Raw genomic sequence first — 20,213 nt, 5'->3', positions numbered from 1 at the left:
TATCTTGTGACGTTATATTACCAAACGTAGCAGACGACTTCTCCGCCGGATTTTGATTGACGAGCTTCTTTGTCCGTCATGATACCTTTGGATGTCGAGATAATAGCGATACCCAGACCACCAAGTACACGAGGTACTTCGTTGCTTTTCGTGTAAACACGAAGACCAGGTTTACTGATTCTTTTCAGACCAGTAATAACACGCTCGTTATTTTGACCGTATTTCAGGAAAACACGGATAATCCCTTGTTTGTTATCATCGATAACTTCAGCGTCACGGATAAAACCTTCACGCTTCAAGATGTCGGCGATTTGTTTTTTCATTGTCGAAGCAGGCATTTCTACCGTTTCGTGACGAACTGTGTTCGCGTTACGAATACGAGTAAGCATATCTGCAATTGGATCAGACATAGTCATTGTGAGTTAACCTCCTTCCCGTTCAGGACTTTTTACCAGCTTGCTTTTTTCACGCCAGGGATCTGGCCTTTATAAGCTAATTCACGGAAGCAAATTCTGCAAATTTTGAACTTCTGCAGTACCGAATGTGGACGTCCGCAACGCTCACAGCGTGTATAAGCACGTACTTTAAACTTTGGTGTACGTTGTTGTTTAACTTTCATCGAAGTTTTTGCCACTTAGCCTGACACCTCCTAAATAATTTCGGAGAAAAGGGAGTCTTTCCAGACACCCGGAAACGTTATAGCAACATTATTTTACGAAAGGCATTCCGAGTTGCGTGAGCAATTCACGGGATTCTTCGTCTGTTTTCGCCGTTGTTACGATGACAATATCCATACCGCGGACTTTGTCTACTTTATCATACTCGATCTCTGGGAAGATCAATTGTTCTTTCAGACCCAGTGTGTAGTTACCACGTCCGTCGAAAGCTTTGCTCGATACACCGCGGAAGTCGCGGACACGAGGAAGCGTAACGTTGAACAGTTTATCGAGGAAGAAGTACATACGCTCGCCGCGCAATGTTACTTTCACACCGATAGGCATGTTCTCACGCAGTTTGAAACCTGCGATAGATTTTTTAGCACGAGTGATTACAGGTTTTTGACCTGCGATCAGTTGCAAATCGTTTACTGCGGAATCCAACACTTTGGAGTTTTGAACTGCGTCGCCCACACCCATGTTGATAACGATTTTCTCGATTTTCGGCACTTGCATTACCGTTGTATAGTTAAACTTCTGCATCAAAGCAGGAGCAATTTCGTTCAGGTAACGTTCTTTCATTCTTGCTGCCATGAATCATAGACCTCCTTTCTCATTCGGTTCAATTAGTCGATAATTTCTCCGGAACGTTTTGCAACGCGCACTTTCTTTCCGTTATCCAACACTTTGTAACCTACACGGGTTACTTTTCCGCTCTTCGGATCGATGTGCATTACGTTGGAAACGTGAATCGGAGCTTCCTTCTCGATAATGCCGCCTTGCGGATTTTGCTGGTTAGGCTTCTGGTGTTTTTTAATCATGTTAACACCTTCCACAAGGACGCGGTTCTCACGAGGATAAGCAGCGATGACACGGCCTTTTTTACCTTTGTCTTTACCGCTGATCACCATAACTGTATCTTCTTTTTTAACATGAAGTTTATTGTTATGGGATTCCAGAACTTTTTTCACTCTTGGCATTTCGTACACCTCCTGTTTCTAACATCACGAGATTAAGCTTTAGATAACTTCTGGGGCCAAGGAAACGATTTTCATGAAGTCTTTCTCGCGGAGTTCACGAGCAACAGGTCCGAAAATACGTGTTCCACGTGGGCTTCTGTCGTCTTTTACAACAACCGCTGCATTTTCATCAAAACCGATGTAGGAACCGTCTTTACGACGTACAGAACGTTTAGTACGAACGACAACCGCTCTAACTACATCACCTTTTTTGACAACGCCGCCTGGTGTTGCTTGTTTTACCGAACAAACGATCAGATCACCGATTTGAGCTGTACGACGTCCCGTACCGCCGAGTACGCGGATACACATCAGTTCCTTCGCACCGGAGTTGTCGGCCACAGTCAAACGTGTAAATGGTTGAATCATTTAGTATTCCTCCTTTCAGCTATGCTGCTGATGCATTAGATGATAATCGCTTTTTCTACGACTTCAGTAAGTCTCCAGCGTTTATCTTTCGAAAGCGGACGAGTCTCCATGATTTTCACCGTGTCACCGATTTTCGCAGTGTTTTCTTCGTCATGCGCTTTGAATTTTTTAGTAACCTTGATACGTTTATGGTACAAGTCGTGTTTTTTGTAAGTTTCTACAGCAACAACGATCGTTTTATCCATTTTATCACTGACTACTTTACCTGTTTGCACTTTACGTGCGTTACGTTCTTCGCTCATTGTTGGCCTCCTTCCTGATTACGGACGGATTAGACATCCGATCCCTAATTAACCGATTCCCAATTCTCTTTCACGGATAATGGTTTTAGCACGAGCTATTTCTTTCCGCACATCACGGATTCGAGTCGGGTTATCCAGCTGACCGGTAGCGAGTTGAAAGCGGAGGTTAAAGAGTTCTTCTTTAAATCCGGCAATCTTTTGCTCGATTTCAGCAGAGGTTAGGTTGCGAAATTCACTAGCTTTCATTTGCTTCACCACCCAATTCTTCACGTTTCACAAACTTCGTTTTGATTGGCAGTTTGTGAGCGGCAAGACGCATTGCTTCGCGTGCAATATCCTCCGGTACACCAGCAAGTTCAAACATGATCTTACCTGGTTTCACAACTGCAACCCATTTTTCTACGTTACCTTTACCGCTACCCATCCGAACCTCGAGAGGCTTTTGAGTGATTGGTTTGTCTGGGAAGATTTTGATCCAAACTTTACCACCACGTTTGATGTAACGAGTCATCGCAATACGAGCCGCTTCGATTTGACGGTTCGTAATCCAAGCCGGTTCCGTAGCTTGCAGACCGTATTCGCCGAAGTTCAGCGTAGTTCCGCCTTTAGCTTGGCCCTTCATATGTCCACGTTGTTGCTTACGGTGTTTTACACGTTTTGGTACCAACATGATTAGTTGCCTCCTTCCTTAGCAGCTTGTTTCTTAGCCGTAGGAAGAACCTCTCCACGATAGATCCATACTTTTACGCCGATACGGCCGTAAGTTGTATGAGCCTCTGCTGTACCGTAGTCGATGTCGGCACGAAGCGTGTGCAGTGGAACAGTTCCTTCGCTGTAGCCTTCCGAACGAGCAATCTCAGCACCGCCAAGACGTCCGCCCACTTGAGTTTTAATACCTTTTGCACCAGAACGCATAGTTCTTTGAATAGCTTGTTTCAGAGCACGACGGAAAGAAACGCGACGTTCCAATTGTTGTGCAATGCTTTCAGCTACCAGGATTGCGTCCAGGTCTTGGTTCTTAATTTCAGAGATGTTGATGTGTACTTTTTTACCGCCTGCGATTTTCGTAATTTGATTACGCAGATTTTCAACTTCAGAACCACCCTTACCGATAACCATACCTGGTTTCGCAGTGTGAATCGTTACGTTTACGCGGTTAGCCGCTCTCTCGATTTCAACACGAGACATAGCGGAGTCTTTCAATTTATTTTTCAGGAATTCACGAATTTTCACGTCTTCCATCAAAAGATCGCCGAAGTCTTTACCTGCATACCACTTAGATTCCCAGTCACGGATAATTCCGACACGGAGTCCGACTGGATTTACCTTTTGGCCCACACATTTCCCCTCCTTCTACTTTTCAGATACCACCAAAGTGATGTGGCTAGTACGTTTGTTAATACGACTTGCACGTCCCATTGCACGAGGGCGGAAACGTTTCATTGTCGGTCCTTGGTTCACGTAAGCTTGCGAAATGACCAAGTTATTAACATCCAAAGAATAGTTATGTTCCGCATTTGCAATCGCGGAGTTAAGCAACTTCTCAACAATCGGAGAAGCGGATTTCGGAGTGTGACGGAGAATGGCAACCGCCTCACCAACTTGCTTGCCGCGAATCAAGTCAACAACGAGTTGAACTTTACGAGGAGCAATCCGGATAAACTTAGCATGTGCTTTTGCTTCCATTGTGTAACCTCCTCTCAAACATTAAAGATGTTCATTTATCTTCTTGTTTTCTTATCATCATCAGTATGGCCTTTGTACGTACGGGTTGGAGCGAACTCACCCAGTTTGTGTCCGACCATGTCCTCAGTTACGTATACTGGTACGTGTTTACGACCGTCATATACGCCAAATGTGTGTCCGATGAATTGCGGGAAAATTGTAGAACGACGGGACCAGGTTTTAATAACAAGCTTTTTACCGGATGCTTCCATCTCTTCTACCTTTTTCAGCATGTAGCCATCAATGAATGGCCCTTTTTTCAAACTGCGACCCATGTGGAGATCCTCCCTTCAAACGTAGCTATTATGCATCCGCAGATGCCTCACGAAGTTATGCACAGTGTGTATTACTTCGTGCGGCGGCGAATGATGTATTTATCAGAAGCTTTATTTTTCTTACGCGTTTTGTAACCAAGAGTAGGTTTACCCCATGGTGACATTGGCGATTTACGTCCGATTGGAGCACGACCTTCACCACCACCGTGTGGGTGATCGTTAGGGTTCATTACTACACCACGAACTTCAGGACGTTGTCCCAACCAACGGCTACGACCGGCTTTACCGATTTTGATGAGCTCGTGGTCTTGGTTACCAACAGATCCGATTGTTGCACGGCAAACTTTCAGAATACGACGAACTTCTCCGGAAGAGAGACGAACGGATACGTATTTTTCTTCTTTACCAAGCAATTGAGCTTCTGTACCAGCAGCACGAACCAATTGTCCGCCTTTACCTGGTTTCAACTCGATGTTGTGGATAACGGTACCTACTGGAATGTTTTCAAGTGGCAGTGCGTTACCGATTTTGATGTCTGCGTCAGGACCGGAGAATACTTGATCGCCAACTTTCAGACCTTTAGGAGCGATGATGTAACGTTTCTCACCATCAGCGTAGTGAATCAAAGCGATGTTGGATGTACGGTTCGGGTCATACTCAATCGTAGCAACGCGGCCCGGTATTCCATCTTTAGTACGTTTGAAGTCAATGATACGGTATTTACGTTTGTGTCCACCACCGTGGTGACGAACTGTAATTTTACCTTGGTTGTTGCGGCCTGCTTGTTTGCTCAACGGGGCCAACAACGATTTCTCCGGCTTATCTGTGGTGATTTCCTCAAATGTAGAAACGGACATGTTCCTTCTTGCCGGGGATGTTGGTTTATACTTTTTGATTGGCACTAGGTTTCCCTCCTTACTTCAAAAATTTCAATTATACAGTTTCAAAGAACTCAAGCGTTTTGCTGTCTTGTGTCAGCGTTACAAACGCTTTTTTCCATTCGCTTGTATATCCGGAATAACGTCCGTACCGTTTAGGCTTAGCTGGAACACGCAGAGTGTTCACGTTTTTCACTTTTACGTTGAAAATAGCTTCTACGGCTTTTTTGATCTCGGTTTTGTTTGCACGGATATCGACTTCAAATACATATTTCAAGTCATTCATCATGTCAGCAGTACGTTCCGTAATAATCGGACGTTTTACAATATCACGAGGATCCTTCATTACGCGAGCACCTCCTCTACCTTCTGAACTGCTTCTTTCGTAATGATCAATTTGTCGTGCGAAAGCACGTCAAGAACATTAATGCCGTCAGCAGCTACGAATTTCACGCCAGGAATATTCCGTGCGGAAAGAGCCACATTATCATCATAGCTAGGAGCTACGATCAAAGCTTTGCGTCCAACTTTCAAGTTGTTCAAGATGGCAGCAAATTCTTTTGTTTTAGGTGTGCTCAGCGTGAGAGCATCCAGAACGATAATGTCATTGTCGATCACTTTGGATGAAAGAGCTGATTTAATCGCCAAACGGCGAACTTTCTTAGGCAGTTTGTATGCATAGCTCCGTGGTGTCGGACCAAATACGATACCGCCGCCTTTCCATTGTGGAGAACGAATCGAACCTTGACGAGCGCGACCTGTACCTTTTTGTTTCCAAGGTTTACGTCCACCGCCACGTACTTCAGAACGTCCTTTTACTTTGTGGGTACCTTGACGAAGGGAAGCGCGTTGCATAAGAACTGCATCGTATAGAACGTGTTGGTTCGGCTCAATTCCGAAAACCGCATCGTTCAATTCAACTTCGCCTACTTGGCTACCATCTACATTGTAAACTGATACTTTTGGCATTTTGTGTTCCTCCTTTCTTCAGTGGTTATTTTTTCACCGTTTCTTTAACTTTAATGAGACTGTTTTTCGGTCCAGGAATGGAACCTTTCACGAGCAACACGTTACGCTCAGCGTCTACTTTAACTACTTCAAGACGTTGGATTGTAACAGTATCATGTCCCATGTGTCCTGGCAGGCGTTTGCCTTTAGGAACGCGGTTAGCTTGGATCGAACCCATTGAACCAGGGCCACGGTGGTAACGCGAACCGTGAGACATAGGTCCAGTGCTTTGTCCCCAACGTTTGATAACGCCGGCAAAACCTTTACCTTTAGAAACACCCGTTACGTCAACGAATTCGCCTTCAGCGAAAATGTCAGCTTTCAGTTCTTGGCCAACTTCATATTCTGCGATGTTGATACCGCGAACTTCACGAACGTAGCGCTTAGGGGCAGTGTTCGCTTTTTTAGCGTGACCTGCTTCTGGCTTGTTAGCATTTTTCTCTTTCTTATCGGAGTAACCGATTTGAATTGCTTCGTAGCCATCATTCTCAATGTCTTTCTTTTGCAAAACAACACAAGGGCCTGCTTCGATAACCGTTACTGGTACAACGTTACCCTCAGGTGTAAATACTTGAGTCATTCCGAGTTTTTTTCCTAAGATTGCTTTCATGTTGACACCTCTTTTCCTTTATACATGGTCTTTGTTGCAGCTTGTATTACAATTTAATTTCGATATCTACACCGGACGGCAGATCCAAGCGCATCAAGGCATCCACAGTTTGTGGAGTCGGGTTAACGATGTCGATCAAACGCTTATGTGTGCGTTGTTCGAATTGTTCCCGAGAATCCTTGTACTTGTGCACCGCACGAAGAATAGTAATGATTTGTTTTTCAGTAGGAAGCGGAATCGGACCGGATACACCTGCACCCGAACGTTTTGCTGTTTCAACAATTTTCTCCGCGGATTGATCAAGAATTCTGTGGTCGTAAGCTTTCAAACGAATACGAATTTTTTGCTTTGCCATTTTAGTCCCTCCTTCTATCGCCCAATTTTTTATCGGACATACTCCGTGAAAATTTTCTGGCCACTGTCCCATGGCAAAGGGGCCGGGTGTGCCAGTAACCTCTCACATCATCGCAACGTCACAGAACAACATTCATTATTATATAGAAAAGATGGGCATATTGCAAGCATATTTAAGAAAAACATTTAAACTAATCTTTTCTCATGAAATGACTTCGCTTAATGCAGTGTTATCTCCAATATCCATGTTGCCTTACCAATCCTTCTACATTCGTAAATGATGTTCATTTCGTATGACGCAGGTTCCGAAACTATTACATAATAAAAGAGTTCTTTATCCGATGTCGGATAAAGAACTCTTCCGAAGCTTCGTTACAGTACAATGTTACTCGTTCCAGCACACTGTTGCATATACTTATTCAGCAATAAGCTGAATTATTTTTGGATAGTTGCTACGGAACCTGCACCTACTGTACGGCCACCTTCACGAATGGAGAACTTAGTTCCTTCTTCAATCGCGATTGGGGAGATCAGTTGAACAGTAACCGTGATGTTGTCACCAGGCATTACCATTTCAGTACCTTCTGGCAAGTTGATGATACCAGTTACGTCAGTTGTACGGAAGTAGAACTGTGGACGGTATCCAGTGAAGAAAGGCTTATGACGGCCACCCTCTTCTTTAGTCAAAACATAGATTTGTGCAGAGAATTCTGTGTGTGGCTTAACAGAACCCGGTTTTGCCAAAACTTGTCCACGCTCGATTTGAGTACGGTCAACACCACGCAGCAATGCGCCGATGTTGTCACCCGCTTGAGCGGAATCCAGCAATTTACGGAACATTTCAACGCCCGTAACTACGGATTTTTTAGTTTCTTCAGTGATACCAACGATTTCGATCTCTTCGCCGACTTTAACAGTACCACGCTCTACACGACCTGTAGCAACAGTACCACGACCAGTGATGGAGAATACGTCCTCGACAGGCATCAAGAAAGGTTTGTCAGTTTGACGCTCAGGCAGTGGGATGTAAGTATCGATTTCTTTGAACATCTCAACGATTTTTTGAGCCCACTCACCATCAGGGTTTTGCAGAGCTTCACGAGCGGATCCACGAGTGATTGGAGTATCATCACCTGGGAACTCATATTCGTTAAGAAGGTCGCGAACTTCCATCTCAACCAATTCCAACAACTCTTCGTCTTCAACCATGTCACATTTGTTCAAGAATACAACAATGTAAGGTACGCCTACTTGACGGGAGAGCAAGATGTGCTCACGAGTTTGTGGCATTGGGCCGTCAGCTGCGGATACTACCAAGATAGCTCCGTCCATTTGTGCCGCGCCAGTGATCATGTTTTTAACATAGTCGGCGTGACCTGGGCAGTCTACGTGAGCGTAGTGACGAGTGTCAGTTTCGTACTCAACGTGAGCTGTGGAGATTGTGATACCGCGCTCGCGCTCTTCTGGAGCTTTGTCGATTTGGTCGAATGCTACAGCAGCACCACCGTAAGTTTTAGACAATACAGTTGTGATTGCAGCAGTCAGAGTTGTTTTACCATGGTCGACGTGACCGATAGTACCAATGTTAACGTGGGGTTTATTACGTTCGTATTTAGCCTTTGCCATTTGAACGTGGCCTCCTTAAAATTATAATTTTATGTTTTTCACTAAATGAAGTGCAAAGAATTCATGACTCTTATGCACATTCATTCAATGAGAGAAAACTACTCGGTTCCTTTTGTTTTGGCAACAATCTCTTCAGCGATGCTCTTAGGAACTTCTTCATAGTGAGAAAGCTCCATGGAGAATACGCCGCGTCCTTGAGTACCGGAACGAAGAGTTGTAGAGTATCCGAACATTTCAGACAAAGGTACTTTAGCACGGATGATTTGAGCTCCACTACGGGAATCCATACCTTCGATGCGGCCACGACGGGAGTTAAGCATACCCATAACGTCACCCATGTACTCTTCTGGAACGGTTACTTCTACTTTCATGATTGGCTCAAGCAGAACTGGACTACATTTGTCTTTCGCAGCTTTCAGCGCCATTGATCCGGCAATTTTAAATGCCATCTCGTTGGAATCGACATCATGGTAAGATCCGTCTACGATTGTAGCCTTAACGTCAACAAGCGGGAAGCCTGCGATAACGCCGTTTTTCATTTGCTCTTCGATACCTGCAAGAGCTGGTTGAATGTATTCTCTTGGAACGGAACCACCGACAACCTTACTTTCGAACTGGCTGCCTGTACCCGGCTCGAGAGGTTCGAACTCAACCCATACGTGACCGTATTGACCACGACCACCGGATTGACGAACGAATTTACCTTCAACGCGCGCTGGTGCACGGAATGTTTCACGGTAAGCTACTTGTGGTTTACCCACAGTAGTTTCAACCTTGAACTCACGACGCATACGGTCAATGATGATATCAAGGTGAAGCTCACCCATACCTGCCAAGATTGTTTGGCCTGTTTCTTCGTCAGTATGAGCACGAAGAGTAGGATCCTCTTCAGTCAACTTACCGAGAGCAACACCCATTTTATCTTGGTCAGCTTTGGTTTTAGGTTCAACGGCGATTTCGATAACCGGATCAGGGAAGTTCATTGACTCCAGGATAACCGGATTTTTCTCATCACACAGTGTATCACCTGTACCAGTATCTTTCAAACCTACGGCAGCTGCAATGTCACCGGAGTAAACTTCAGTGATCTCTTGACGGCTGTTCGCATGCATTTGAAGGATACGACCGATACGCTCACGTTTGCCTTTAGTGGCATTCAATACATAAGAACCGGATTGAAGAACACCGGAGTATACGCGGAAGAATGTCAATTTACCAACGTAAGGGTCAGTCATAATTTTGAAGGCCAATGCAGAGAATGGCTCTTCATCGGAAGACTTGCGAATAGCTTCAGTTCCATCTTCGAGGTGACCAGTGATAGCTGGTACATCGATTGGAGCTGGCAAGTAGTCGATTACAGCATCCAACATCAGTTGAACACCTTTGTTACGATATGAGGAACCACAGATAACAGGGAAGATCTTAACATCTACAACACCTTTACGGAGAGCGCCTTTGATCTCTTCAATAGAGATTTCTTCGCCTTCCAGGTATTTCATTGTCAAATCTTCGTCCAGTTCTGCGACACGCTCGATCAATTCGTTACGGAGTTCCTCAACTTGCTCTTTGAATTCCGCAGGAATTTCTGTTTCTTCGATATTTTGACCAAGGTCATCTTTGTACATATGAGCCTTTTGTTCAACGATATCGATAATACCGATGAAATCATTTTCAGCGCCGATTGGAAGTTGAATCGCAACAGCGTTCGCTTGAAGGCGATCACGCATGTCAGATACAACGTTCAGGAAGTCAGCACCGATGATATCCATTTTGTTTACGTAAGCGATACGAGGTACGCCGTACTTGTCAGCCTGTCTCCATACGGTTTCGGACTGAGGCTCAACGCCTTCTTTCGCACTGAATACACCAACTGCTCCGTCCAATACACGAAGGGAACGTTCAACTTCAACAGTGAAGTCAACGTGTCCCGGGGTATCAATGATATTAACGCGGTGGCCCTTCCAAGCAGCGGTAGTAGCAGCAGAAGTAATCGTAATTCCCCGCTCCTGTTCCTGTTCCATCCAGTCCATTGTCGCAGCGCCTTCGTGAACTTCACCGATTTTGTGCGTACGGCCTGTGTAGAACAAGATCCGCTCAGTTGTAGTGGTTTTACCCGCGTCAATATGAGCCATGATCCCGATATTACGTGTATTTTTCAAGGAGAACTCTCTTGCCATGAATTGGGTCTCCCTTCAAAATTGAAGTTATTATTGTGAACTGAATCCTACCAACGGTAGTGAGCAAACGCTTTGTTCGCTTCAGCCATTTTGTGCGTGTCTTCGCGTTTCTTAACGGAAGCGCCTGTGTTGTTGGAAGCGTCGATGATCTCAGCAGCCAAACGCTCTTCCATTGTTTTCTCACCGCGGTTGCGGGAGTAGTTCACGAGCCAACGTAATCCCAAAGAAGTACGTCTCTCTGGTTTTACCTCGATTGGTACTTGGTAGTTGGCACCGCCGACACGGCGAGCTTTAACTTCCAGGACTGGCATGATATTCTTGATTGCTGCTTCAAATACTTCCATCGGGTCATTACCCGTACGTTCTTGAATCAACTTGAACGCATTATACAGAATGCTTTGAGCAACACCGCGTTTTCCGTCGAGCATGATGCGGTTGATCAAACGAGTAACCAACTTGGAGTTGTATACCGGATCTGGCAACACGTCTCTTTTCGTAACTGGACCTTTGCGTGGCATGGATATCCCCCTTTCTTTCTTGTTGAGCCGATCCAACACTTTCAGATATTAATCCAAAAGGTATATAGGATGGCTACTTATAATGTTTTAGGCTTTTTTAGCTTTTGGACGTTTAGCACCGTATTTCGAACGAGCTTGCATACGGTTGTTTACGCCTGCAGTATCAAGAGCTCCACGAACGATGTGATAACGAACCCCTGCAAGGTCTTTAACTTTACCTCCGCGGATCAACACAACGCTGTGCTCTTGAAGGTTATGTCCGATTCCCGGGATATAAGCAGTTACCTCGAGACGGTTCGTCAAACGAACACGGGCATACTTACGAAGTGCAGAGTTTGGTTTACGTGGAGTCATTGTACCTACACGAGTGCAGACACCACGTTTTTGTGGGGCACTGATGTTAGTAGATTCACGTTTCAAAGCGTTGAACCCTTTTTGCAAAGCTGGCGATTTGGACTTATCAACTTTAGCTTGACGTCCTTTACGAACCAGTTGGTTAATAGTTGGCATGTGATTGCCACCCCCTTCCTCAATTGTTCATGTTTCTTTATAAACCTCTTTACGCTAAGTCCACAGACCCAGGCGGTTCATAAAAAGACAAATGAAAAGTTTTTGCCTTGGAGAATCCCTAAAAGTTCTCGGACAAAAACGTTCCTTACTCTATCATTTTGCGACAGCAGCCATTGCTGCTCCCACTCCAATCCCGCAAGCTTTGCCGAGATTTTTCATTGTGTCCACTTTCGTGTACTTCACATTGTGTTGTTCACACAAGGCAATGATTTTGGAAGTGAGCTGCGGATCACTATCTTCAGCCACATAGACTTCAGCAGCCATTCCTGACTGGACCATCCGCATGGTCTGTTTGGTACCAATTTTGACATGAGCATCTTGCAGACCTTTTTCATTAGACATTGTTCATTCCTCCGAATAAGACCATATACAATCAGCTGCCCACGCACCTTTGATATATTAGCATCTAGCGCAAGCAATGTCAATGCTAATCCTAAAACATTTATTTGCAAGTTTTGCTATACCGGGAAACGTCCGTCTGCATAAAACAGTCGTCCGCCCCCTGGCATACAAAACCTTAACTTATCCTATTCATCAGAATAAAGTTAGCAAATCTATTTAATCAACCGAAACTGGCTCAAGTTCTTCTACTGAAGATTGGCCATCTTCTGGCTCAGCAAATTTGATGCTACGGTAACGGTTCATGCCCGTACCTGCAGGAATCAATTTACCGATGATTACATTTTCTTTCAGACCGAGCAACTGATCGACTTTACCTTTGATCGCTGCATCTGTCAGGACACGTGTAGTTTCTTGGAACGATGCCGCTGAGAGGAAGGAGTCAGTTTCCAGGGATGCTTTCGTAATACCGAGCAGGATTGGTTTCGCAACCGCTGGCTCTTTATCACTCAGAATCGCTGTTTTGTTAGCTCTTTCGTACTCATGCGTATCCACGAACGATCCTGGCAACAACGTAGTGTCCCCTGCATCGACGATACGGATTTTACGCAACATTTGACGGATCATAACTTCAACGTGTTTGTCATTGATTTCTACGCCTTGGTTACGATATACGCGCTGTACTTCCTGCAAAATGTAGTTCTGTACGCCACGTACGCCTTTAATGCGCAGCATTTCTTTTGGATCGATAGAACCGTCTGTCAACTCGTCACCAGCTTCAATTTCCATGCCTTCGCTTACGCGTACACGGGAACCATAGGTAACAGAGTAAACTTTGGATTCTGCTTCACCTTGAATTTCGATTTCACGACGATCTTTCGCCTCGCGAATCTCTTTGACAACACCATCAATCTCACTGATTGTTGCTTGACCCTTAGGATTACGAGCCTCAAACAACTCCTGGATACGCGGCAAACCTTGCGTAATATCGTCTCCAGCTACACCACCGGTGTGGAACGTACGCATTGTCAACTGTGTTCCTGGCTCACCAATGGATTGTGCTGCGATAATACCAACTGCTTCACCGATTTCCACGTGTTTACCAGTCGCCAAGTTACGACCATAACACTTCTTGCAGACACCGTGACGAGCACGGCAGCTGAGTACGGAACGGATTTGCAATTTGGTTACGCCAGCTTTGATGATCGCCTCTGCTTTATCAGAATCAATCAGCTCATTGCGATGTGCAATAACTTCTTTTGTTTCCGGATGACGAACAGTTTCGAAGCAGTATCTGCCTTCAATACGGTCGTAGAGATCCTCGATAACCTCTTTACCATCCTGGATACGACTTACCGTAAAGCCTTTATCTGTACCACAATCATCTTCACGCACAATCACGTCTTGTGCCACGTCTACGAGACGACGAGTCAGGTAACCTGAATCCGCTGTACGCAAGGCCGTATCGGCCAAACCTTTACGGGCACCGTGAGTCGAGATGAAGTACTCGAGTACCGTCAGACCTTCACGGAAGTTCGATTTGATTGGGAGTTCAATGATTCGACCGGATGGGTTGGCCATCAGACCACGCATACCGCCCAGTTGGGTGATTTGCGATTTGTTACCCCGTGCTTTGGAGTCAACCATCATCATGATGGAGTTATAACGATCCATCGATTTCATCAGAATCTCGGTGATATCATCTTTCGATTTCGACCAGATATCAATGATGCGGTCATAGCGCTCTTCGTTCGTAATCAGACCACGACGGTACTGGTTCGTAACGATTTGTGCTTTTTCTTCCGACTGTCTAAGAATTTCGGTTTTCTCTTCCGGAACGATAACATCCGATACCGCAACCGTAATACCAGCGCGAGTGGAGTATGTGAATCCGAGTTGTTTGATTTTATCCAAAATAACGGCTGTTTCCGTTGTATGATAAATTTCAAAACAACGTGCGATGATCGAACCGAGATATTCTTTACCGACACCACCAGCCAAAGGAGCGTTCATAATCGCTTCTCTAAGGTCAGCGCCCTTCTCATAAACAAATGAATGCTCAGCTGTACCCTGGTAAAGGTTCGCACGAGTTGCATCATTGATGTAAGGAAAGCTTGCCGGGAAGATTTCATTGAAGATGATTTTACCGACAGTAGTCAGCAACATTGCATCTTGTTGTTCATCGGTAAAGCTTGTTTTGCCAAGCGCTCTAACCGGGATCGCTACACGTGCATGCAAACCAGCAGTTCCACGTTGGTACGCGGATACAGCTTCGTTTACCGTGCGCAAAATCATACCTGTTCCTTTTTCTTCCTTGTTGTCCATGGTCAGGTAGTAAGAACCAAGCACCATATCCTGGGAAGGGGTAACAACCGGTTTACCGTCTTTCGGGTTCAAAATGTTACCTGATGCAAGCATCAGGATACGTGCTTCTGCTTGAGCTTCAGCAGACAATGGAACGTGCACGGCCATTTGGTCACCGTCAAAGTCGGCATTGTATGCCGTACATACGAGCGGGTGAAGACGGATGGCTTTACCTTCAACGAGAATCGGTTCAAATGCTTGAATACCGAGTCTGTGAAGCGTAGGGGCACGGTTCAACAGAACCGGGTGCTCCTTAATTACTTCTTCAAGAACATCCCATACTTCAGGACTTACACGCTCAACTTTACGTTTAGCGCTCTTGATGTTGTGGGCAAGCCCTTTATTTACAAGCTCTTTCATAACGAAAGGCTTGAACAGTTCAAGTGCCATATCCTTAGGCAGACCACACTGATACATTTTCAGGTAAGGTCCAACTACGATAACGGAACGACCCGAATAGTCAACCCGTTTACCGAGCAAGTTCTGACGGAAACGTCCTTGTTTACCTTTCAGCATGTGGCTGAGGGATTTCAATGGACGGTTACCAGGACCCGTTACAGGGCGTCCACGACGGCCGTTGTCGATCAATGCGTCAACAGCTTCCTGCAGCATCCGTTTTTCATTTTGTACGATAATGTCTGGCGCGCCCAGGTCAAGCAAACGTTTCAGACGATTGTTCCGGTTGATTACACGGCGATACAGGTCATTCAGGTCAGACGTTGCAAAACGGCCACCGTCCAGCTGTACCATCGGACGAAGTTCCGGTGGGATAACAGGAAGTACATCCATGATCATCCACTCAGGTTTATTACCCGAGTTGCGGAATGCTTCGATAACTTCCAAACGTTTAATCGCACGGTTACGACGTTGTCCTTGTGCAGTGCGGAGCTCTTCCTTCAGGAATTCAAGCTCTTTATCCACATCAAGGTCTTGAAGCAGTTTTTTAACCGCTTCTGCACCCATGCCAGCTTGGAATCCATATCCGTATTTCTCACGGTAGCTGCGGTATTCTTTCTCGGACAACAGCTGTTTTTTCTCCAGTGGAGTTTCTCCTGGATCAGTTACTACATATGATGCAAAATAAATAATCTCCTCGAGAGATCTTGGAGACATATCCAAAGCGAGACCCATGCGGCTCGGAATACCTTTGAAGTACCAGATATGCGATACCGGAGCAGCGAGCTCAATATGGCCCATCCGTTCGCGGCGTACTTTCGCACGTGTCACTTCAACGCCACAACGATCACAGACAACGCCTTTATAACGGACGCGTTTGTATTTACCGCAATGACATTCCCAGTCTTTTGTAGGGCCAAAAATCTTTTCGCAGAACAGCCCTTCTTTTTCCGGTTTCAACGTACGATAGTTGATCGTTTCCGGTTTTTTCACTTCTCCGCGGGACCAAGAACGAATTTTTTCTGGGGAAGCAAGCCCGATCTTCATGTATTCGAAATTGTTGACGTCCAACAAGGAGCAACCCTCCTTAACCAAGTCCTGTATTCTAGGTTACGCCCCCTCCGGCCGAAGCCGGAGCAAGACGCGAGCCTGATGAAAAACGCCGGTCATCATGCGCCCGAAGCGGTTATTCCGCTCCGACCTCTGTACCCTCAAGGTTGAGGCTGAGCTTATCGCTCGCAGCGTCATCTTCATCGTCCATTTCTTTCATTTCAATCTCTTGCTCATCTTCGCTCAAAATCTTAACGTCCATACCCAAGCTTTGCAGCTCTTTGATCAATACTTTGAATGATTCAGGAACACCTGGTTCAGGAACATTCTCACCTTTGACGATGGACTCATACGTTTTCACCCGACCTACAACATCATCGGACTTAACAGTCAAGATTTCTTGCAGTGTATAGGCCGCACCATAAGCCTCAAGCGCCCATACTTCCATCTCCCCGAAACGTTGTCCACCGAACTGGGCTTTACCACCCAGAGGCTGTTGCGTAACGAGTGAGTAAGGACCTGTGGAACGAGCATGGATTTTATCGTCAACCATGTGCGCCAGCTTGATCATATGCATGACGCCGACAGTAACTTCACGTTCGAACTCTTCTCCCGTACGACCGTCGTACAGAACGGTTTTACCATTTCGCTGCATACCTGCTTCTTCCATCGTATCGAAGACGTCATACTCCTTCGCTCCGTCGAATACAGGAGTAGCTACGTGAATACCGAGCTGCATGGCTGCCATACCCAAGTGAACTTCAAGTACTTGACCAATGTTCATCCGGGAAGGTACGCCCAGCGGGTTAAGAACGATTTGAACTGGTGTACCGTCCGGCAGGAAAGGCATATCTTCTTCCGGCAGGATACGGGCCACGACCCCTTTGTTACCGTGACGTCCGGCCATTTTATCACCCTCGGAAATTTTCCGTTTTTGAGCGATATAGACACGAACGAGTTGGTTAACACCTGGAGGCAGTTCATCACCGTTTTCACGGGTAAAGACTTTTACATCAACTACGATACCGTCAGTACCGTGAGGTACACGCAGGGAAGTATCACGTACTTCACGTGCTTTCTCACCGAAGATCGCATGCAGGAGACGTTCTTCTGCAGTCAGTTCCGTTACACCTTTTGGTGTTACTTTACCAACCAGAATGTCGCCAGCACTGATTTCAGCACCGATACGGATAATACCGCGCTCATCCAGATTACGAAGCGCTTCTTCCCCTACGTTCGGGATATCACGCGTGATCTCTTCAGGTCCGAGCTTAGTATCACGTGCTTCTGACTCATATTCCTCGATATGAATGGATGTATACACATCTTCTTTAACGAGTTTTTCGCTGAGCAAGATCGCATCCTCGTAGTTGTAACCTTCCCAAGTCATGAAAGCAACAACTACGTTACGTCCAAGTGCCAATTCACCCATTTCCGTCGAAGGACCGTCTGCAAGGATGTCGCCAGCTTTGACAACAGCACCTCTTTTGACAATCGGACGTTGGTTAATGCATGTTCCTTGGTTCGAACGCATAAATTTGTGTAATTTATATTTAACGATATCGCCTTTGACTTCTTGACCGTCAACTTCTTCAACACGACGCAACCAAATCTCATTCGCAGAAGAACGTTCAATAATCCCGTCATATTTGGAGACAATACATACACCGGAATCTTTCGCGGCTTTATGTTCCATACCTGTTCCGACCAGCGGAGCTTTAGGAATCAAGAGTGGAACGGCTTGCCGCTGCATGTTCGATCCCATGAGCGCACGGTTGGAGTCATCGTTCTCAAGGAACGGAATGAGCGCTGTAGCGACAGATACAACTTGCTTAGGAGATACGTCCATGTAGTCAACACGTTCACTCGGCATCGTAAGGATGTTATCCGACTGCTTGTTGTAACGTACAATGATCGCTTCTTCAGCAAAAGTACTGTCTTCATTCAGCTTCGCATTCGCTTGAGCAATTACATAGTTGTCCTCTTCGTCTGCTGTCAGATAATCGATTTGCTCGGTTACGACACCAGTCTTCGGATCGACCCAGCGATAAGGAGCTTCGATGAATCCATATTCGTTCACACGGGCAAATGTCGACAAGGAGTTGATCAAACCAATGTTTGGTCCCTCTGGTGTCTCGATTGGACACATCCGGCCATAGTGGGATGGATGCACGTCACGGACTTCCATGCCGGCACGCTCACGTGTCAAACCACCCGGTCCGAGTGCGGACAGACGGCGTTTATGCGTCAACTCACCCAGTGGGTTCGTTTGATCCATAAACTGTGACAATTGCGAGCTACCGAAGAACTCTTTAATGGATGCGATAACAGGACGTATGTTAATCAAAGCCTGAGGCGTGATTACGTTAGCATCCTGGATGGACATTCTCTCACGAACTACACGTTCCATACGGGATAAACCGATACGGAATTGGTTTTGCAAGAGTTCACCAACCGAGCGGAGACGACGGTTACCCAGGTGATCGATATCATCTGTGCTTCCGATGCCATGCAGAAGGTTAATGAAGTAACTGATTGAGGAAATGATATCAGCCGGTGTAACGTTCTTCACTGATTTATCAATGTTAGCATTGGCAATCAGTTTAACGACCTTACCATCCTCAATTGGTGAAAACACATCAATTGTTTGCATCGGGATATCATTGGCATCCAAAACGCCGTTAGCAACGTGATATGTGCGGAAACCAACACTCTTCTCTAGTTGCGGCATGATTTCATCCAACAGACGACGGTCTATCATTTGACCTGCTTCAGCGATAATTTCGCCAGTTTCGGTATCTACAAGAGACTCAGCCAAACGTTGGTTGAACAAACGGTTCTTGATGTGCAGCTTTTTGTTAATTTTGTAACGACCTACATTAGCCAGGTCATAACGTTTTGGATCAAAGAAACGAGCTACAAGCAAGCTTTTCGCATTATCAAGCGTTGGTGGCTCGCCCGGACGAAGACGCTCATAAATCTCAATCAGCGCTTTCTCCGTTGAATCCGTATTGTCTTTGTCCAGTGTATTGCGGATATATTCGTCATTACCGAGCAGATCCAGAATCTCAGCGTCTGTGCCAAAACCAAGTGCACGCAGGAGAACCGTCACCGGTATTTTACGTGTACGGTCGATCCGGACGTAAACAACATCCTTCGCGTCCATCTCCAGTTCGAGCCAAGCGCCGCGGTTAGGAATAACTGTAGCGGTATACGTTTTTTTGGCGTTTTTATCTACTTTAGTACTGAAGTAAACGCTAGGAGAGCGAACCAACTGGCTGACAATAACCCGTTCCGCACCATTAATAATAAATGTGCCGGTGTCGGTCATCAGCGGGAAATCTCCCATGAATACTTCCTGCTCTTTGACTTCGCCGGTTTCCTTATTAATGAGCCGGACTTTGACCCGAAGCGGTGCTGCATAAGTAACGTCACGCTCTTTCGCGTCGTCTACTGTATACTTCGGTTCACCGAGACTGTAATCGATAAATTCCAAAATCAAGTTACCTGTAAAATCCTGGATCGGCGAGATATCCTGGAACATTTCGCGCAACCCTTCCTCCAAAAACCAATCGTAAGATTTTTGTTGGATCTCAATCAGGTTCGGAACTTCGAGTATCTCGTTAATTCGTGCATAACTGCGCCGAGTGCGTCGACCATATTGAACAAGATGTCCTGCCAACTTAAACTCACCCCTCAATGTCTACTCACTTTAAAAATTTCGTTGCGAACCTCTGTTTGTAACCTTATAATGGTACACATACAGAGCAAAGCAATGCATCCACAAATAAAGAAAAGCCCTTACTCGAATGTCGTTCGAAAAAAGAGCAACTTTGATCGGCGGATGTCTTTCCAAATCATACTTATCCCCAGTTTGCCCAAAATGTACATATTATACGCCAAACGTAGGCATAATAAGCCCGTTCGGCGTAAAAAAGGTTGACATTTTTAGTTAGCTAAAGCCAAATAGGGCATCT

At 45.6% G+C, this 20,213-nt stretch carries 23 protein-coding genes; all 23 read right to left on the bottom strand.

Features of this window, described 5'->3' with window-relative positions:
* Positions 1-17 precede the first annotated feature (17 nt).
* The 23 genes from rpsH to rpoB all read right to left on the bottom strand — a co-directional run bounded on the left by rpsH (position 18) and on the right by rpoB (position 19,918).
* Entirely contained in the window at positions 18-416 is a 399-nt protein-coding gene (gene rpsH, locus HP548_RS01565) for a 30S ribosomal protein S8 (RefSeq protein ID WP_017692088.1), read from the bottom strand.
* Between the two features lie 32 nt (positions 417-448).
* Entirely contained in the window at positions 449-634 is a 186-nt protein-coding gene (locus HP548_RS01560) for a type Z 30S ribosomal protein S14 (protein WP_013312154.1), read from the bottom strand.
* Between the two features lie 73 nt (positions 635-707).
* Entirely contained in the window at positions 708-1,250 is a 543-nt protein-coding gene (rplE, locus tag HP548_RS01555; RefSeq protein ID WP_062329467.1) for a 50S ribosomal protein L5, read from the bottom strand.
* A gap of 32 nt (positions 1,251-1,282) precedes the next feature.
* The gene (gene rplX, locus HP548_RS01550; RefSeq protein WP_024633578.1) at positions 1,283-1,636 is read right to left on the bottom strand and encodes a 50S ribosomal protein L24; all 354 of its coding nucleotides are present in this window, start codon (positions 1,634-1,636) and stop codon (positions 1,283-1,285) included.
* A 39-nt stretch (positions 1,637-1,675) separates the two neighbouring features.
* The gene (rplN, locus tag HP548_RS01545) at positions 1,676-2,044 is read right to left on the bottom strand and encodes a 50S ribosomal protein L14 (protein ID WP_024633579.1); all 369 of its coding nucleotides are present in this window, start codon (positions 2,042-2,044) and stop codon (positions 1,676-1,678) included.
* Between the two features lie 35 nt (positions 2,045-2,079).
* On the bottom strand, positions 2,080-2,346 hold the full coding sequence (rpsQ, locus tag HP548_RS01540; protein ID WP_024633580.1) for a 30S ribosomal protein S17: 267 nt from the start codon (positions 2,344-2,346) through the stop codon (positions 2,080-2,082).
* 48 nt (positions 2,347-2,394) lie between these two features.
* Positions 2,395-2,592, bottom strand: a complete 198-nt coding sequence (gene rpmC / locus HP548_RS01535) for a 50S ribosomal protein L29 (RefSeq protein ID WP_017692083.1) — start codon at positions 2,590-2,592, stop codon at positions 2,395-2,397.
* Positions 2,582-3,016, bottom strand: a complete 435-nt coding sequence (gene rplP / locus HP548_RS01530; protein ID WP_076292170.1) for a 50S ribosomal protein L16 — start codon at positions 3,014-3,016, stop codon at positions 2,582-2,584. Before rplP ends, rpmC begins: the two co-directional genes overlap by 11 nt.
* A 2-nt stretch (positions 3,017-3,018) precedes the next feature.
* Positions 3,019-3,684, bottom strand: coding sequence for a 30S ribosomal protein S3 (gene rpsC / locus HP548_RS01525; RefSeq protein ID WP_024633582.1), 666 nt, complete (start codon positions 3,682-3,684; stop codon positions 3,019-3,021).
* Between the two features lie 15 nt (positions 3,685-3,699).
* On the bottom strand, positions 3,700-4,032 hold the full coding sequence (gene rplV / locus HP548_RS01520) for a 50S ribosomal protein L22 (RefSeq protein WP_024633583.1): 333 nt from the start codon (positions 4,030-4,032) through the stop codon (positions 3,700-3,702).
* A 35-nt stretch (positions 4,033-4,067) separates the two neighbouring features.
* Positions 4,068-4,346 carry a 30S ribosomal protein S19 gene (gene rpsS, locus HP548_RS01515; protein WP_024633584.1) on the bottom strand — a complete coding sequence of 93 codons (279 nt, stop codon included), beginning with the start codon at positions 4,344-4,346 and terminating at the stop codon, positions 4,068-4,070.
* 71 nt (positions 4,347-4,417) lie between these two features.
* Positions 4,418-5,248 carry a 50S ribosomal protein L2 gene (gene rplB / locus HP548_RS01510; RefSeq protein WP_076292169.1) on the bottom strand — a complete coding sequence of 277 codons (831 nt, stop codon included), beginning with the start codon at positions 5,246-5,248 and terminating at the stop codon, positions 4,418-4,420.
* Between the two features lie 31 nt (positions 5,249-5,279).
* Positions 5,280-5,570 carry a 50S ribosomal protein L23 gene (rplW, locus tag HP548_RS01505; protein ID WP_024633586.1) on the bottom strand — a complete coding sequence of 97 codons (291 nt, stop codon included), beginning with the start codon at positions 5,568-5,570 and terminating at the stop codon, positions 5,280-5,282.
* The gene (rplD, locus tag HP548_RS01500) at positions 5,570-6,193 is read right to left on the bottom strand and encodes a 50S ribosomal protein L4 (protein WP_062329471.1); all 624 of its coding nucleotides are present in this window, start codon (positions 6,191-6,193) and stop codon (positions 5,570-5,572) included. Before rplD ends, rplW begins: the two co-directional genes overlap by 1 nt.
* A 25-nt stretch (positions 6,194-6,218) precedes the next feature.
* The gene (rplC, locus tag HP548_RS01495) at positions 6,219-6,842 is read right to left on the bottom strand and encodes a 50S ribosomal protein L3 (RefSeq protein ID WP_053779208.1); all 624 of its coding nucleotides are present in this window, start codon (positions 6,840-6,842) and stop codon (positions 6,219-6,221) included.
* 46 nt (positions 6,843-6,888) lie between these two features.
* Positions 6,889-7,197: a 30S ribosomal protein S10 gene (gene rpsJ / locus HP548_RS01490; RefSeq protein ID WP_017692074.1), complete on the bottom strand. Its 309-nt coding sequence runs from the start codon at positions 7,195-7,197 to the stop codon at positions 6,889-6,891.
* A gap of 434 nt (positions 7,198-7,631) precedes the next feature.
* Positions 7,632-8,822 (bottom strand): elongation factor Tu, encoded by a 1,191-nt coding sequence (gene tuf / locus HP548_RS01485; protein WP_076292167.1) that lies wholly within the window; start codon positions 8,820-8,822, stop codon positions 7,632-7,634.
* A gap of 98 nt (positions 8,823-8,920) precedes the next feature.
* The gene (gene fusA / locus HP548_RS01480; RefSeq protein ID WP_076292166.1) at positions 8,921-10,999 is read right to left on the bottom strand and encodes an elongation factor G; all 2,079 of its coding nucleotides are present in this window, start codon (positions 10,997-10,999) and stop codon (positions 8,921-8,923) included.
* Between the two features lie 47 nt (positions 11,000-11,046).
* Positions 11,047-11,517, bottom strand: a complete 471-nt coding sequence (rpsG, locus tag HP548_RS01475) for a 30S ribosomal protein S7 (RefSeq protein WP_007432586.1) — start codon at positions 11,515-11,517, stop codon at positions 11,047-11,049.
* Between the two features lie 87 nt (positions 11,518-11,604).
* Complete coding sequence (gene rpsL / locus HP548_RS01470) at positions 11,605-12,027, bottom strand: 30S ribosomal protein S12 (protein WP_056697677.1); 423 nt, start codon at positions 12,025-12,027, stop codon at positions 11,605-11,607.
* Positions 12,028-12,180: 153 nt separating this feature from the next.
* Positions 12,181-12,429 (bottom strand): ribosomal L7Ae/L30e/S12e/Gadd45 family protein, encoded by a 249-nt coding sequence (locus HP548_RS01465; RefSeq protein ID WP_076292165.1) that lies wholly within the window; start codon positions 12,427-12,429, stop codon positions 12,181-12,183.
* A 216-nt stretch (positions 12,430-12,645) separates the two neighbouring features.
* Entirely contained in the window at positions 12,646-16,260 is a 3,615-nt protein-coding gene (rpoC, locus tag HP548_RS01460) for a DNA-directed RNA polymerase subunit beta' (protein ID WP_076292164.1), read from the bottom strand.
* A gap of 112 nt (positions 16,261-16,372) precedes the next feature.
* Positions 16,373-19,918 carry a DNA-directed RNA polymerase subunit beta gene (gene rpoB, locus HP548_RS01455; RefSeq protein ID WP_076292163.1) on the bottom strand — a complete coding sequence of 1,182 codons (3,546 nt, stop codon included), beginning with the start codon at positions 19,916-19,918 and terminating at the stop codon, positions 16,373-16,375.
* Positions 19,919-20,213: the final 295 nt, after the last annotated feature.

The organism is Paenibacillus taichungensis (assembly GCF_013359905.1).
In the GTDB taxonomy this organism is placed as follows: domain Bacteria; phylum Bacillota; class Bacilli; order Paenibacillales; family Paenibacillaceae; genus Paenibacillus; species Paenibacillus taichungensis.
Note: the sequence above shows the minus strand (reverse complement) of the source record. Positions and strands in the feature narration are given on the sequence as shown.